General features: G+C 63.3%; 15 protein-coding genes and 1 pseudogene. 8 read left to right on the top strand and 8 right to left on the bottom strand.

All coding sequences use genetic code 11. The features are described from left to right. The first annotated feature begins 66 nt into the window (after positions 1-66). On the top strand, positions 67-1,266 hold the full coding sequence (locus ACXAED_RS07445; protein ID WP_475048312.1) for a TIGR03862 family flavoprotein: 1,200 nt from the start codon (positions 67-69) through the stop codon (positions 1,264-1,266). On the opposite strand, the gene ACXAED_RS07440 is transcribed toward ACXAED_RS07445, so the two are convergent. The 5 genes from ACXAED_RS07440 to ACXAED_RS07420 all read right to left on the bottom strand — a co-directional run bounded on the left by ACXAED_RS07440 (position 1,239) and on the right by ACXAED_RS07420 (position 6,661). Continuing rightward, positions 1,239-1,829 (bottom strand): glutathione S-transferase family protein, encoded by a 591-nt coding sequence (locus ACXAED_RS07440; RefSeq protein WP_475048309.1) that lies wholly within the window; start codon positions 1,827-1,829, stop codon positions 1,239-1,241. The genes ACXAED_RS07445 and ACXAED_RS07440 overlap by 28 nt on opposite strands. A gap of 76 nt (positions 1,830-1,905) precedes the next feature. Beyond that, entirely contained in the window at positions 1,906-2,934 is a 1,029-nt protein-coding gene (holA, locus tag ACXAED_RS07435; protein WP_475048307.1) for a DNA polymerase III subunit delta, read from the bottom strand. Beyond that, a complete protein-coding gene (gene lptE, locus ACXAED_RS07430; RefSeq protein WP_475048306.1) occupies positions 2,931-3,446 on the bottom strand; it encodes an LPS assembly lipoprotein LptE in 516 nt (171 codons plus the stop codon). Before lptE ends, holA begins: the two co-directional genes overlap by 4 nt. Beyond that, the gene (gene leuS / locus ACXAED_RS07425) at positions 3,433-6,087 is read right to left on the bottom strand and encodes a leucine--tRNA ligase (protein ID WP_475048303.1); all 2,655 of its coding nucleotides are present in this window, start codon (positions 6,085-6,087) and stop codon (positions 3,433-3,435) included. Before leuS ends, lptE begins: the two co-directional genes overlap by 14 nt. Positions 6,088-6,175: 88 nt before the next feature. Beyond that, positions 6,176-6,661, bottom strand: coding sequence for a DUF3576 domain-containing protein (locus ACXAED_RS07420; RefSeq protein ID WP_475048302.1), 486 nt, complete (start codon positions 6,659-6,661; stop codon positions 6,176-6,178). A gap of 311 nt (positions 6,662-6,972) precedes the next feature. Here ACXAED_RS07420 and ACXAED_RS07415 point away from each other — a divergent pair, with 311 nt between their 5' ends. Continuing rightward, positions 6,973-7,977: a porin gene (locus tag ACXAED_RS07415; RefSeq protein ID WP_475048299.1), complete on the top strand. Its 1,005-nt coding sequence runs from the start codon at positions 6,973-6,975 to the stop codon at positions 7,975-7,977. A 123-nt stretch (positions 7,978-8,100) separates the two neighbouring features. After that, entirely contained in the window at positions 8,101-8,751 is a 651-nt protein-coding gene (locus ACXAED_RS07410; RefSeq protein ID WP_475048298.1) for a YggS family pyridoxal phosphate-dependent enzyme, read from the top strand. 57 nt (positions 8,752-8,808) lie between these two features. Here ACXAED_RS07410 and ACXAED_RS07405 read toward each other — a convergent pair whose 3' ends face one another. Next, positions 8,809-9,318 (bottom strand): L,D-transpeptidase family protein, encoded by a 510-nt coding sequence (locus ACXAED_RS07405; RefSeq protein ID WP_475048297.1) that lies wholly within the window; start codon positions 9,316-9,318, stop codon positions 8,809-8,811. Next, positions 9,318-10,406 (bottom strand): GTP cyclohydrolase II, encoded by a 1,089-nt coding sequence (gene ribA, locus ACXAED_RS07400; protein WP_475048295.1) that lies wholly within the window; start codon positions 10,404-10,406, stop codon positions 9,318-9,320. The genes ACXAED_RS07405 and ribA overlap by 1 nt, the downstream gene beginning before the upstream one ends. A 173-nt stretch (positions 10,407-10,579) precedes the next feature. Between ribA and ACXAED_RS07395 the strand changes: the two genes are divergently transcribed. After that, complete coding sequence (locus ACXAED_RS07395) at positions 10,580-11,266, top strand: response regulator transcription factor (protein ID WP_027236048.1); 687 nt, start codon at positions 10,580-10,582, stop codon at positions 11,264-11,266. A gap of 235 nt (positions 11,267-11,501) precedes the next feature. After that, positions 11,502-12,290, top strand: coding sequence for an exodeoxyribonuclease III (locus ACXAED_RS07390; protein WP_475048292.1), 789 nt, complete (start codon positions 11,502-11,504; stop codon positions 12,288-12,290). A gap of 113 nt (positions 12,291-12,403) precedes the next feature. Here the strand turns inward: ACXAED_RS07390 and ACXAED_RS07385 are convergent. Further along, a pseudogene (locus tag ACXAED_RS07385) lies at positions 12,404-12,505 on the bottom strand (DUF6653 family protein); the annotation flags it as partial. A 115-nt stretch (positions 12,506-12,620) separates the two neighbouring features. On the opposite strand from ACXAED_RS07385, the gene ACXAED_RS07380 reads away from it, so the two are divergent. Genes ACXAED_RS07380 through ACXAED_RS07370 form a run of 3 tightly spaced genes read left to right on the top strand, consistent with a single transcriptional unit; the run spans position 12,621 to position 14,404 of the window. Next, the gene (locus ACXAED_RS07380; RefSeq protein ID WP_475048290.1) at positions 12,621-13,547 is read left to right on the top strand and encodes a tetratricopeptide repeat protein; all 927 of its coding nucleotides are present in this window, start codon (positions 12,621-12,623) and stop codon (positions 13,545-13,547) included. Between the two features lie 27 nt (positions 13,548-13,574). Then, positions 13,575-14,219 (top strand): LON peptidase substrate-binding domain-containing protein, encoded by a 645-nt coding sequence (locus tag ACXAED_RS07375; RefSeq protein ID WP_475048288.1) that lies wholly within the window; start codon positions 13,575-13,577, stop codon positions 14,217-14,219. Further along, the gene (locus ACXAED_RS07370; RefSeq protein WP_421052712.1) at positions 14,216-14,404 is read left to right on the top strand and encodes a Trm112 family protein; all 189 of its coding nucleotides are present in this window, start codon (positions 14,216-14,218) and stop codon (positions 14,402-14,404) included. The genes ACXAED_RS07375 and ACXAED_RS07370 overlap by 4 nt, the downstream gene beginning before the upstream one ends. Positions 14,405-14,559: the final 155 nt, after the last annotated feature.

Genomic DNA, 14,559 nt, shown 5'->3' with positions numbered 1-14,559 from the left:
GCGGGCCTCTTGCGGTTTCGTGCGGTGAATAGACACGCTGGCGGCAGGCGCTGGCAAGGGGATGGCATGACGGAAACTTGGGACGCAGTGGTGATCGGTGCCGGGCCTGCCGGGCTGATGGCCGCGGAGGAGCTGGGCCGTGCCGGGCACCGGGTGCTGGTGATTGAGGCCAAGCCATCGGTGGCGCGCAAGTTCTTGATGGCGGGCAAGTCCGGCCTGAACCTGACCAAGGATGAACCGTTTGAGCAGCTGATCACGCACTATGGCGGGTCGGCGGACTGGCTGGCCCCGATGATCCGCGCCTTTGATGCACAGGCCGTGCAGGACTGGGCACGGGCGTTGGGGAGTGAGTTGTTCACCGGCTCGACAGGCCGGGTGTTCCCCACGGTGATGAAGGCCTCGCCGCTGCTGCGCGCCTGGCTGGCGCGGCTGGAGGGGTACGGAGTTCAGATCCGCACCCGCTGGCGCTGGACCGGCTGGGAAGATACCGCGCTTGCCTTTGAAACGCCCGAAGGGCCGCGACGGATTGAGGCCGCGTCCGTGGTCTTGGCGCTGGGCGGCGCCAGCTGGGCGCGGCTGGGTTCCGACGGGGCCTGGGCGCCGTTTTTACGTGAAAGGGGTGTGGACCTCTCGCCATTCCAGCCGGCCAATGCGGGGCTGCTGGTGGAATGGTCCAAACATATGGCGCCTCAGTTCGGCCAGCCGCTCAAAGGCATTGCACTGCGCGCTGGCAGCCTTGCGACGCGCGGAGAAGCGGTCATTTCGGAACGCGGGCTTGAGGGCGGTGGCATCTATACCGTTAGTTCGGCGGTACGGGATGGAGCCGTTTTGCACATGGACCTGCTGCCGGAGCTGGAGGCGCCTGAGATTGCCCGCCGCCTGTCGCGTCCGCGCGGCAAGGCAAGTTTTTCCAACCATCTGCGCAAGGTACTGAAGCTGGGGCCGGCCCGGACGGCGGTGTTGCAGGAATTCGGACGCCCGCTGCCGCAGGAGGCGCAGGCTCTCGCGCAGCTGATCAAGGCGCTGCCGGTAAAGCACGCAGGCCTGCGCCCGATGGATGAGGCGATCTCCACCGCGGGCGGGGTCTGCCGGAATGCGCTGAACGCAGACCTGATGCTGAAACAGCTCCCCGGCACGTTCTGCGCCGGGGAAATGCTGGATTGGGAAGCGCCGACGGGCGGTTACCTGCTGACCGCCTGCCTTGCCACCGGGCGCTGGGCCGGGAGGGCGGCGGCGGATCACTTGGCGAGTTCTGCAACCCGCTGATAAGCCGGGCGTTCCCGCATTCGCTTGCCGTAATCCTGAATTTTCTCGCCTTCGACCGGGAACTTGGCGCTGCGGGCCCAGTTCAGGCAGTGGGTGCAGATGATATCAGCAATGGTGAACTCTTCCCCCATCAGGAAGGGACCGGCCATCTTGCTTTCGAGACGTGCCAGATTGTGGCCGAATTCCCATTTCAGGCTGCCTTTCACCTCCGGCACCCGCTGCTCTTCGGGCAGGATGAAGCTGTGGCGAGCGGCAGCCCACAGGACGGCGTCGATCTCGTCGAGCAGCAGATGGGTGATCGCGTCCTGCTTGGCGCGCGCCACTGTTCCGGCGGGCGCGGTCAGCGAGCCGTGCTTGTCAGCCAGATAGGTGAGGATAGCGGTCGAATCGGTGATAACTTCGCCTTCCACTTGCAGCACCGGCACCTTGCCTGAGACATTCAGCGCCTGAACTTCCGGGCTGCGGGGGCCGTGCTGGTTTAGCTCGTAAGGCTGCCCAAGCTCTTCTAGCGCCCAGAGCACCCGGAAGGTACGGGTCAGCGGGATGCCGGTGACGGAATACATCATCTCTCTCCTGTTCATTTGCTGACAGCATGGGCCGCCAGAGGAAGCGGATCAAGCAGGATGGCGCGCCGTCTCGTCAGCGGGCGCGGCCCAGCATGGCCAGCCGGATCAGGGCGCGCTCCATCAGCGCCAGTGCCGGTGCTGTCTGGCCGGCAGAGCGCAATGCCAGATCGGTGTCTGTGATGATGGTTAGCGCGGTTTCCAGCCGGTTCGCACCCCAGTTCTGCGCCTGCCGCAGCATCCGGTCGCGGCGCTTGCCGTACAGCGGCGGGCGCAACTGGCCGATGCCCTGCGCCGGACCGCCGGGGGCACCGGCGATGGTATAAAGCGTGCGGAAATGCCGTGTCGCGCCGATGCAAAGCGTGACCGCATTGGTTCCCTGGGCCTGCAGGCGGCGGATCAGGGGGCCGATTTCGGCACTGCGCCCCTCCGCCACCACGTTCAGGACGTCGTCCAGCGCGGCTTCGGTCGACTGCGGGGCAACGGCGCCGATATCTTCCAGCGACAGCGTGGTGCTGTCGCCGTGCTTATAAAGTGCCAGCTTCTCGATCATGCGGGAGAAATCGCCGGGGCCGATGTCGTTGGCAATATCCGTCAGCGCCGACATGCTGTCGCCAGGCACGTCCCGGATGCCGGCCTCGCTCAGGATGCGTTCGATTTCTGCCCGCGAGGGCGGGTCGTCGTAAATGCCCACGGCATAGGCGTTGCTGTGGCCTTCAAACGCCTTGCGCAGTTTGGAGGAGGCCTTGAGCTGCCCGGCTGTGACCACGATCTGGGCGTCGCCCGGCTGCCATTCCTCCAGCGCTGCTGTGATGGCGGGCGTGGCAGTGTCGTTGGCGCCCTCGACAAAGACCGCTCGCACGCCGGGGAAAAACCCTACTGCCTTGACTGCGTCCAACAGCTGCGCCGGATCCTTGCGCAGGTCGCCGCCGGGCAGGCGGCTCAGCCGCATCTCTTCCTCGGCGCCGGGGCCAAGTAGGGCGGCCAACACCTGCTGCCGCTTGAGCGACACGCGCATGGCATCTGCGCCATAGATCAGAATGCCGGTCTTACCCGGATCGGGCTTGGCGAAATAGCCGTCAGCTTCGCGCGGGGAGAGCTTCATTCTGCCGGAGCGGAGAGATCCGCAGTTGCCAGGATCTGTGCGGTGATCTGGTCCGCGAGAATCACCATCAGCCGCTCATGCGCGTCACGCTCGCCTGCCAGCGTTTCCACGGTGGAGCCGGTAGCGGAGTAGCCGGTGAAGTTCCGCACGGTGCCGCTAGAGGCGATATTGCCATCTGCCAATCTTGTCAAAGAGTAGCTGGCGGTGCCAATCACCGAGTAGCGGGTGATTTCGTTGCCGGCGGTGATCGCCTGGCCTTCTTCCTGAGTGCTGAGCGTCAAGTCCAGCTTGTAGGCCGCACTGCCGCCGCGGCCCAGCCGCTGTTCCAGGTTCTGCACCAGGAAATAGGCGTCGGTACCGGTGGCGCCCTTGATCTCCTCGGGCGCCTGGACCTCGATCCGCCCATGCAGCGCGGAGCCGGTGCCGCCAGGAGCGTACACCGGGGTGAAGCCACAGGCCGCTGCCAGCAGGGGCAGGGCCAGAAGCAGGGTTCTGCGGTTAAGCAACGACATTCACAATCCGGCCCGGAACCACGATCACTTTCTTCGGAGCGCCGCCATTCAGCGCCTTTTGCACAGCTTCATGCGCGAGGGCGAGTTTTTCAACCTCTGCCTTGTCCAGATCCTTGGCGACCTCAATCTCGCCGCGGCGCTTGCCGTTGATCTGGATCGGCAGGGTGACGGTGTCTTCGACCAGCATCGCGTCGTCCGCAACCGGCCAAGGGGAAGTGGCACACAGTCCTTCGCCGCCCTGATGGTTCCAGATGTCCTCCGCCAGGTGCGGGGTCATCGGGGACATCAACTGCGCCAGCGTCATGATCGCCTCGCGCTGCACCTTGTAGCTGGCCTTGGATTTGGACAGCGTGCCGGTGAAGGCATAAAGCTTCGCGATCGCGGCGTTGAAGCCGAAGGAATCGATGCCCAGCGTCACGTCGCGGATGCACTTGTGCATCTCGCGCAGCAGCTCCTCGTCGCCTTGGCCTTCTGCATTGCGGTCCATCTCCCCGATCCGGTCGCACAGGTTCCAGACCCGGTTCAGGTGCTTATGGGCCGCTTCGGCGCCCGAGGCGGTCCATTCCACGTCCCGCTCGGGCGGCGAATCGGAGAGCACGAACCAGCGCGCGGTATCGGCGCCGAAGGACGAGATGATGTGCAGCGGGTCCACCACGTTGTTCTTGGACTTCGACATCTTGGCGGAGGGGATGATCTCAGCCTGGGTTGCTTCGATTTTCCCTTTCATGTGCTGACGGGCAAGCTCTGCGGCGTCCAGACGGCTGGCTCCAGATTGCTCGAACTCATCTTTAAGGTAGGCAACTTTTTTGCCGTCTACATCTGTGAACTCAACGATTTCTTCCGGGTAGTGGTAGACCGGGCGGTGGTTGTCACCGGTGGTCTTGTAGATCGCGTGGGTCACCATGCCCTGGGTGAACAGCGCGTCGAACGGCTCCTTTGCGGTCTCCGGCAGGTGGCCGCAGATGTGCATCGCGCGGGCAAAGAAGCGCGAGTAGAGGAGGTGCAGAATCGCGTGTTCGATGCCGCCGATGTACTGGTCGACGTTCATCCAGTATTCGGCCTCGGCCATGTCGGTCGGGGTTTCGGCGCGCGGCGCGGTGAAGCGGGCGAAGTACCAGGACGAATCCACGAAGGTGTCCATGGTGTCGGTTTCGCGCTGGGCCGGCTTGCCGCAGGACGGGCAGGCGCAGTCGCGCCAGGTCGGGTGGCGGTCCAGCGGGTTGCCCGGCACCGAGAAGTCGATCGGCTTGCCGCCCTCATCATAAGGAAGCGCGATCGGCAGGTTCTCTTTTTTCTCCGGCACCACGCCGCAGTCTTCGCAATGGACCACAGGGATCGGGCAGCCCCAGTAACGCTGGCGGCTCAGCCCCCAATCGCGCAGGCGGTATTTGGTGACGCCCTGGCCCCAGCCGGCCTTTTCGGCAAAGTCGACAGTGGCGTTGATCGCGTCCTCGCCGGTGGCCTCGGTCAGTCCGGCGAAGTGATTGACCCAGCGGACCTTTTCGGTTTTCGGCGGCACCAGGGCCTCGTTGGCGACGGGTGCGTTGTCATCCAGCGCAAAGAAGGCGTTGGTGACAGGCAAGTCATACTTTCGGCAGAAGTCGAGGTCGCGCTGGTCGTGCGCCGGGCAGGCGAAGATTGCGCCGGTGCCGTAGTCCATCAGAATGAAGTTGGCGATCCAGACCGGCAGCTCCCACTCCGGGTTCAGCGGATGCTTAACGCGGATGCCGGTGTCATAGCCCAGCTTCTCCGCGGTCTCGATGGCTTCCTCGGTGGTGCCGCCCTTGCGGCACTCGGCGACAAACGCGGCGACCTCTTCCAATTCGGCCTCCAGCGCCTTGGCAATCGGGTGATCTGGCGAGATGCCGACAAAGGACGCACCCATCAGCGTATCGGGGCGGGTGGTGTAGACCTCGATCGGCTCGCCGCCGTCTGCACGCTCAAACGAAAACTGCAGGCCGCGCGACTTGCCAATCCAGTTTTCCTGCATCAAGCGCACCTTGGCGGGCCAGTTTTCCAGGCCGTCCAGCGCCGCCAGCAGCTCTTCAGAGAAATCGGAGATTTTGAAGAACCACTGGGTCAGCTCGCGCCGTTCCACCAGTGCGCCAGAGCGCCAGCCGCGGCCGTTCTCGACCTGCTCGTTGGCCAGCACGGTCATGTCGATAGGGTCCCAGTTCACCACCGCGTTCTTGCGGTAGACCAGGCCCTTTTCGAGGAAGTCGAGGAACAGCGCCTGCTGCTGGCCGTAATATTCAGGGTCGCAAGTGGCGAACATGCGCGACCAGTCCAGCGACAGGCCCAGCGGCTTCATCTGCTCGACCATCGTGTCGATGTTCGAGTAGGTCCAGTCCTTGGGATGCCCGCCGGAAGCCATCGCGGCGTTTTCAGCCGGCATGCCAAAAGCGTCAAAACCCATCGGGTGCAGCACGTTATGGCCGGTCGACAGCTTGTAGCGCGCAATCACGTCACCCATCGTGTAGTTGCGCACATGGCCCATGTGCAGCTTGCCCGACGGATAGGGGAACATCTCCAGCACATAGTACTTGGGCTTGTCGCCGGTACGCTTGGCCTGGAAAATTCCGGCCTCGTCCCAGGCCTTCTGCCATCGTGCTTCGATTTCAGGAGCTATGTAACGCGGCATCAGAGCGGTCCTTTGCATGAAAACGCCGGGCAAGTGGCCCGGCGCATCTGATAATGGGGTTTGGCTGGTGTTTCCAGTGCGCAGCGGGTCAGAGTCTCTTGTCCGCGATGCGTAGCTGCCGCGCGCGGGAAAGAATCGCATCTTCGACCGCCCGCGTGGTGCTGGCGCTGACCGGGCCGCCCTTGGATTGCAGCGCAACATTCAGCGAGCGCGCATCCAGCGCCGGGTCCTTGATGTGGATAGTCGCCCGGTAGGAGCGGCCGCCGCCCGGCGGGGTCCCGAATCCGGTGACGATCACGCCGGTGAACGGATCGACAGACTGAACCGGCAGGAAGGACAGCACATCCAGGCTGGCGGTCCAAAGGTAGCGGTTCACCTGAACGGTCTGATCCGGCTTGGCATTCAGGAAGTCAAAGAGCGAGGACTTTGTCGCGGCGCCCTGGATCTCTTCCTTGTGGCTGATTGTCCGGGCCGTGCTGGCAGGCGCGTCGCCGCCTCTGTTGCCGCCGCATGCCGCGAGGCTGAGACAGATCGCACCGACCAAAGTTACCCGCAGGGTCTTTCCGTATTCCATAACCGCTCCCGGAGCCATTTTCTGCGCGAACACCTAACGCAAGCCAAGCCGGCGGAGCAAGGGCTTTGGCTGCTATAGTATGGCTATAGTACTGCGCCGCCGGGTGTTTCCGCCGCAACACGGGGCTGATCCGGCGGCACAGCGCACCGCGGGCGGGCAGACTGTGGCAAAGCTGCACCATCCCGGCCCGCATCGTTTCGCCTGACTTTCCCAACACTTGCCAAAACGGGGGCGAAAGAGCGAAACCCCTTGGCATACCCACGCCGGATTCCCCGGTTTGGGCTGAGGAATAGAAAACCGAGGGAAAAACTATGAAAAAGGTTCTCTTCGCGACTACCGCGCTGATCGCCACCGCAGGCATGGCCGCGGCAGAAGTCAAGATCTCCGGCTACGGCCGTTTCGGCCTGGACTGGAACGAAGCCAACAGCGCTGTTGCTGGCACCGCAGAAACCAACATCACCAGCCGTTTCCGTCTGACCTTTGACGTGTCGACCGAAACCGATGGCGGCGTGACCGTTGGCGGCCGTATCCGCGCTCAGGCTCGCAGCCGTGACGGCGCACCGGGCACCGCAGCATGGTCCGCACCGCAGTTCCACGTCGCATACGGCGGTCTGCGCGTGAACGTTGGCAACATCTGGGGCGCGATCGACTCCGCACCGGGCCTGTACCTGAACACCACCTCGGTTGGCACCGGCATCGACGGCATGGGCTTCAACTCCCTGGCCATCGGCAACGGCTTTGACTGGGATACCTTCACCTCCGCAGGCGCTGGCCGCAACGGCATCGAAGCTCTGTACTCCGCAGGCGGCTTCTCCGGCCACATCTCCTACTCGCAGTCGAACGGCGGTACCGTTCTGGGCGAAGCGAACGGCCTGGAACGCGCAGCAATCATGCTGAGCTACTCCTTCGGTGACTACTTCGTGACCGGTGCATACCAGTCCGAAGACAACGGCCGCGCGCTGACCAAAAACGGCGCAGCTGTCAGCGCTGGCGACGACCTGATGTTCTTCGCTGCTGGCGCAGACTTCGGCCAGTTCGGCGCGACCCTGTCCTACGGTCAGACCGAAGAAGCTGACGCTGTGACCCTGGCTGGTGAAGCTGAAATCGGCGCAGCCTCGACCGTTGTTGCATGGGTGAACTCCACCGACATCGACACCGGTGTGACCGCTGGCCAGACCCGTCTCGACGGCACTGCCTTCGGCATCAACTACGAGTACGACCTGGGCGGCGGCGTGACCTTCGTTGCTGGCTACGTGAACACCGCAGCCAACACCAACGAAAACTCCGTTCAGGCAGGTCTGCACTTCAGCTTCTAAGCTGAAGCACGCCTAGCGTGACTTTCGGGGCGGGTTCCTTCGGGACCCGCCCTTTTCTTTTGGCTCTTAACATTGGCGGTCAAACAGTGTTTTTTGCGGCCAAACAGAAACGAGGCCGGACCCATGCCGCTAGAAGAAATTAAATCCAGGATTGCCAAAGCTGAGGCGAACGCAGGCCGCGCGCCGGACAGCGTAAAGCTGATTGCGGTGTCCAAGGTGCAGCCGAATGAGCGGGTCGAGGCAGTGCTTGAGGAAGGTCATCGCTGCTTTGGCGAGAATAAGGTTCAGGAGGCGGCTGCCAAATGGCCTGACTTTGCTGAGCGGTTCGATGGTATCGACCTTCATCTGATTGGCCCATTGCAAACCAACAAGGCGCGCCAGGCGATGGAGCTGTTTGACAGCATTCACTCGGTGGACCGCCCAAAGCTCGCCAAAACCCTGGCCCGGCTGGCGCAGGAGCTGGGCAAATGCCCGGATCTGTTCATCCAGGTGAACACCGGTGAAGAGGACCAGAAGGCAGGCGTAATGCCGGCGGAAGCAGATGCGTTCATTGCCGAGTGCCGCGCGCTGGATCTGCCGGTCAAAGGGCTGATGTGCATTCCTCCGGTGGATGAGGAGCCGAGTCTGCATTTCGCTCTGCTGGCGAAGATCGCGGAACGCAACGGCCTGCAAGGCTTGTCGATGGGTATGAGCAGCGACTTCGAGTCGGCAATTGCGCTGGGCGCCACTCACGTTCGCGTCGGTTCTGCCATCTTCGGTGCCCGGACATATTGAGGCGCAAAAGCTTTGTAAAAACTTCCGCCCGGACATTTGACGCAAGTCTGAGGTGCGTCAGGCGCGGCTCAAGGGCGGCACAAAGACCCGGGTGCCCGGCTGAACTCTGGCGGCCAGCCAATGGAGATGGGCGCGGGAAAAAGCGATGCAGCCCTCTGTGGGGAACCCGGGACGCCGCCATTGGTGCAGAAAGATCGCGGAGCCTTTTCCGGGAACGGCATCAGGCCAGTTCCAATCGGTGATCAGCACCAGGTCGTAAAGCGGATCCGCCCGGCGCAGCTTTTCGTGACTGAACGCATAAGGCGCCCGGACATGATGGTTGTAGGCACTGTGGCCTGCATCATCCGACCACAGATCGCCCGGGCCGATCGGCTCTGCCCACGGCACGGGCCGGGAGAGGCGGTCCGGGCGGTAGAGCATGCCTGCAATGCGATGAACGCCGATAGGGGTGGCGCCATCGCCTTCGCGTTTCCTGCTGGTAAGCCCGCCTTTCCCGATGGAGCAGGGCAGTAGACGGCCCAAGAAACGCACGCCGCGCGGGGTCAGGACCAGATCTGCCGGGGACATTACAGCATGTGCCCGGACTTGCGGGCTTTGGTGGCCAGGTAGTGCTGGTTGTGAGCGTTTTCACCGACTTTCAGGGCCACTCGTTCCGCAACATGCACGCCGGTTTTTTCCATCATCGCGATTTTGTTCGGATTGTTGGTCAGCAGCCGCACCTGGGAAAAGCCCATCTTTTGCAAAATGGCGGCCCCCAGGCGGAAATCGCGCTCGTCATCCTCAAAGCCGAGGCGGTGGTTGGCCTCTACCGTATCAAAGCCCTGGTCCTGCAGGGAGTAGGCCCGCATCTTGTTGGCGAGGCCGATGCCACGGCCCTCTTGGTTGAGGTACAGCAAAACGCCTGCGCCCTCATCCCCCATCTGTGCCAGCGCGCCGCGCAGCTGCGGGCCGCAATCGCATTTGAGCGAGCCGAGCACATCGCCCGTGAAGCAGGCGGAATGCAGCCGTGCCAGCACCGGCTTGGAGCGATCGGGGCGGCCGATTTCCACCGCATAATGTTCTTCGGCACCGTCCTCCGGCCGGAATATGTGAAGGCGCCCGGCTTCGGCAGCGTCCATCGGCAGGCGGGCCGCGGCGACCGGGTGCAGGGGAGAGCTTTCGCTCAGCAGCGGAGCTGCGGCAGTCCGCGAAATCGTGGTAAGCCCATGGTCCGCGGCAAAGGCTGCTGCGCCACTTAGCGGGACCAATGCTGCGGCCGGCAGCAGGCGCGCGGATTTTACCAGCGCAATCGCCAGCCGGTGCAGATCAGCGCTGCCGCCGCGCTGGCTCGACAGCGGCCCCTTCATGGGTGTGTTCAGGTCATCTGCAGGATCCGCAAGCGCCTGAATCCAGTCCAGCCCTTCGGATTCGGGGACGGTTACGCGGGCGATATCTTCGTCGTAAACCCGCGCTTTCAATGTGTCCGCCCTACGCGCTGTCAGGGCCAGCGACAGGTTCCCCAGTGCCCGCATGTCTGACAGGCGTGCGCCGGTCAGGGATTCGACAGCAATCGCCAGCGCCGCCTCCTCGCCGCAGGTCAGCACCACCGGCAGCCCCATGCGCAGATCGACCCGGGCGCGGGCCAGCAATTCGATCATGGTGGGCATCAGGCTCATGCGGGGTATCCGGTGTTATTCTGTAACAAAGGCTCGCCGTCTTTACGCCCAAATGCAACGGATGTGAAACAATTTCCATGTCATGGACACGTCGGCGTGAGAGTTTTGCAGCAAATCTTGCCGCGGGCGCAAGGGATGCGCATTTGTGGTTCCAAGAACAGGAGGGTGAGCCGATGGCGCAACTGAAGAAAATTCTGCTGGTTGATGACGACGAAGACCTGCGCGAGGCCTTGAGCGAGCAGTTGGTGATGACCGAGGACTTCGATGTCTTTGAGGCGGAGAACGGTCAAAGCGCGATGGAGCGCGCCAAGGAAGCTCTTTACGACCTGATCATTCTGGATGTCGGCTTGCCGGATACTGACGGGCGAGAGCTGTGCCGCTTGATGCGCAAGCAGGGGGTGAAGGCGCCGATCCTGATGCTGACCGGCCATGACAGCGACGCCGACACCATCCTGGGGCTGGATGCCGGCGCCAATGACTATGTTTCCAAGCCTTTCAAATTCCCGGTGCTTCTGGCCCGGATCCGCGCTCAGCTGCGCCAGCATGAGCAGTCCGAGGATGCGGTCTTTGCACTGGGGCCCTATACGTTCAAGCCCGCGATGAAACTGCTGATCACCGAAGACGACCGCAAGATCCGTTTGACGGAGAAAGAGACCAATATCCTCAAGTTCCTCTACCGTTCCAGCGATGGGGTGGTGCCGCGCGACGTGCTGCTGCATGAGGTCTGGGGGTACAATGCGGGTGTCACCACCCATACGCTGGAGACCCACATCTACCGGTTGCGGCAGAAAATTGAGCCAGACCCGTCGAATGCGCGCCTGCTGGTGACGGAATCAGGCGGATACCGGCTGGTCGCATGAGCACGGCGTTGAGCCAGATCAAAGAAAACACTAGAGTTCATCTTTAGACTGTATTCGATCCCGCGCATATCCGGGTTACGGTATGCACCTCCCTGTTGGACTTGGCCGGGCCACTTGCCCGGCCTCTTTTTTGGGCGTCTGGCCGCACGGGATATTCGCGCAATTCATCTCTGGCCCTTCCCGGCCTGGGCGGGCAGTATCGCGGCCGAACCCGGATTTCACGATGAGGCGCGCGATGCCATTTACCCTTGCTACCTGGAACATCAACTCGGTCCGCCTGCGCGAGCCGATTGTGCAGAAGCTCTTGCAAGAGGAAGGGCCGGATGTGCTGTGCCTGCAGGAGTGCAAAAGCCCGGTGGAGAAGATCCCGATGGAGGGGTTCGCGGCGCTCGGCTACCCTCACATGATTGCACGCGGGCAAAAGGGGTACAACGGCGTTGCGATCCTGTCGCGGCTGCCGATCGAGGATGCCGGCGATCAGGACTTTGCTGCCCTTGGCCATGCCCGCCATGTGGCCGGGCGGCTGGAGAACGGGGTGGTGATCCACAACTTCTATGTGCCGGCGGGCGGCGACGTGCCGGACCGGGACGTGAATGAGAAGTTCGGCCAGAAACTGGATTACCTGACGGGTATGCGCGACTGGTTCCATGCGGAGAAGCCGCAGAAGTCCATTCTCGTCGGCGATCTGAACATCGCTCCGCGGGAGGAGGACGTCTGGGATCACAAGAAGCTGCTGAAGGTGGTGAGCCATACGCCGGTAGAGGTCGAGCATCTGGCCGATACTCAGGAGGCGGGCGGATGGGTCGACATCACCCGCCGCGATATTCCCGAGGGAAAGCTCTATAGCTGGTGGTCGTACCGCGCGCGCGACTGGGATGCGGCGGACAAGGGGCGGCGGCTGGATCATGTCTGGGCAACACCGGATATAGCCGGGGCAGGCCATTCCAGCCGGATCCTGCGTGACGCCCGCGGCTGGGAAAAACCCAGCGACCACGCGCCGGTCTTTGCAACCTTCGATTTGTGACCGCGGGCGGGGTTCTCCCGCCTGATCCGGGCCATCCGCCGGATAACCCTCCTCAGTTGGGCATGGCACTGCGCTGCCGCGCAGTGCCGGCACGCCGCCAGGGGCTGGCGCCGCCGGGACCACACAGCCAGAGTCATCAAAGAAAGCACCGCCATGCGGCTGTAGACGTCGCAAGGATCGGCGTGCCGGTCCCAAGCGGTCTCATTCTTGCGCATCATCTCCGCGATGCCAATGAGGCCAAACCTGGGCTGTGCCACGGCCAACTCCTCTCTTGGTTTCCGGCGCACAGGATTCCATATAGGGGGGAAGTTCCAAGCGGAGAACAAACTGATGAGCGATATTATTGGCAGCACCGCACCGGCGGGTGATCTGATCAAGGACGTGACCGAAGCCACCTTCATGCAGGACGTTGTCGATGCGTCGATGCAGGCTCCGGTGATCGTGGATTTCTGGGCCCCCTGGTGCGGCCCCTGCAAAACCCTGGGCCCGATGCTGGAGGCCGCCGTCACAAAGGCCAAGGGTGCTGTCACCATGGCCAAGATCAACGTGGATGAGAACCAGCGGCTGGCGCAGGCGCTTGCGCAGCAGGGGCTGCCGCTGCAATCCATCCCGACCGTACTCGCCTTTGTGCAGGGCCGCCCTGTCGACATGTTTCAGGGCGCTTTGCCCGCATCGGAAATCGACGCCTTCCTGAAGAAGGTGATCGAGGCCGCGGGCGGCACCGCCGACGGCGGGCTTGGCGAAGCGCTGGAAGCCGCGGAACAGATGCTTGCCGAAGGTGCGGTTGCGGATGCGGCTCAGACCTTTGCCGCCATCCTGGGTGAGGATGACAAGAATGCCGCCGCCTATGGCGGGCTGGCGCGGGCCCATATTGCACTGGGCGACCTGGATCAGGCCGAAGCGGTGCTGAACGGGGCGCCGGCGGAAATCGCTGAAGCAGCGGAAATCGAAGCGGCCTTCGCGCAGATCGAGCTTGCCCGCCAGGCCGAAAACGCCGGCCCGGTGGCGGAGCTGCGGGCCGCGGTGGACGCCAGCCCGGGTGACCATCAGGCCCGTTTCGATCTGGCCCAGGCCCTGCATGCATCGGGCGATACCGAGGCTGCCGTCGACGAACTGCTGGAGCTGTTCCGCCGCGACCGGGAGTGGAACGACGGCGCCGCCAAGACCCAGCTCTTTACCATCTTCGATGCGCTCAAGCCCAACGATCCGGTGGTTCTGAACGGTCGGCGCAAGCTGAGCTCGATGATATTTGCCTAAGATCGGGGCAGCACTACACTCTGTCCTATGATCCAGCCTGCCGATCTGCCGGACACGATTGCCGTGTTTCCCTTGCCCGGGGCGCTTTTGCTGCCCCGCTCGCGTCTGCCGCTGCACATCTTCGAGCCGCGGTACCTGCAAATGCTGGAAGACACGCTGAAAACGCGGCAGCGGCTGATCGGCATGGTGCAGCCTTGCCCAGGCCCCAACGGGCAGGGCGAGGATTTGCATTCGATCGGCTGCGCCGGGAGGGTCACTCAGTTCTCGGAAACTGAAGACGGGCGGTATCTGGTCACGCTGTCAGGTGTTTCACGGTTCCGCGTCACGCGCGAGTCCAGCGGGTTTGCCCCCTACCGGCGATGCGACGTCAGCTGGACAGGATTCGAGCGCGACCTGGGCCGGTCCGAGGCGGATGAGACGCTGGACCGCCCCTCTTTCATGAATTTGCTCGAACGGTTCTTTACCGCGCGCAGCCTGTCCACCGACTGGGAGGCCTTAAAAGAGGCTGAGGATGAGCTGCTGATCAATTCCCTGGCGATGCTGCTGGAGTTCGACCCCGAAGACAAACAGGCCTTGCTCGAGGCGCCCTGCCTTGCGACAAGGCGGGAGACGCTCGTCACTTTGATCGAATTCGCCCTGCGCGGCGGCTCTCAGGAGGAAACCCTGCAATGACCGAACCACAGGCGCCTGCCTTTGACCGGCGGATGCTGGAAGCGCTGGTCTGTCCGCTGACCCAGACGGTGCTGGAATATGATGCCCAAGCGCAGGAACTGGTCTCGCGCGCGGCCAATCTCGCCTTTCCGATCCGCAACGGTATTCCGGTGATGCTGGTGGATGAGGCGCGCGAGCTGGATTAAGCCAGGTTCAACCCCGTTGCCTTTCCGGGCAAGTACGGAGCTCTCCCGCGCCCTCAGGCACGCCGGCTGCACCGGCACCCCTTGCAGGGCTTGAGCCCGGCGCCGCGCTGAGGCGCGGCGCGGTTGTTGTGCCCTTGCGGCTTCCCGGACTTGGG

The sequence above is a fragment of the Leisingera sp. ABM4_103 genome, from assembly GCF_056158685.1.
The sequence above is the reverse complement of the archived record's forward strand: the minus strand, read 5'-3'. Positions and strand labels throughout refer to the sequence as shown.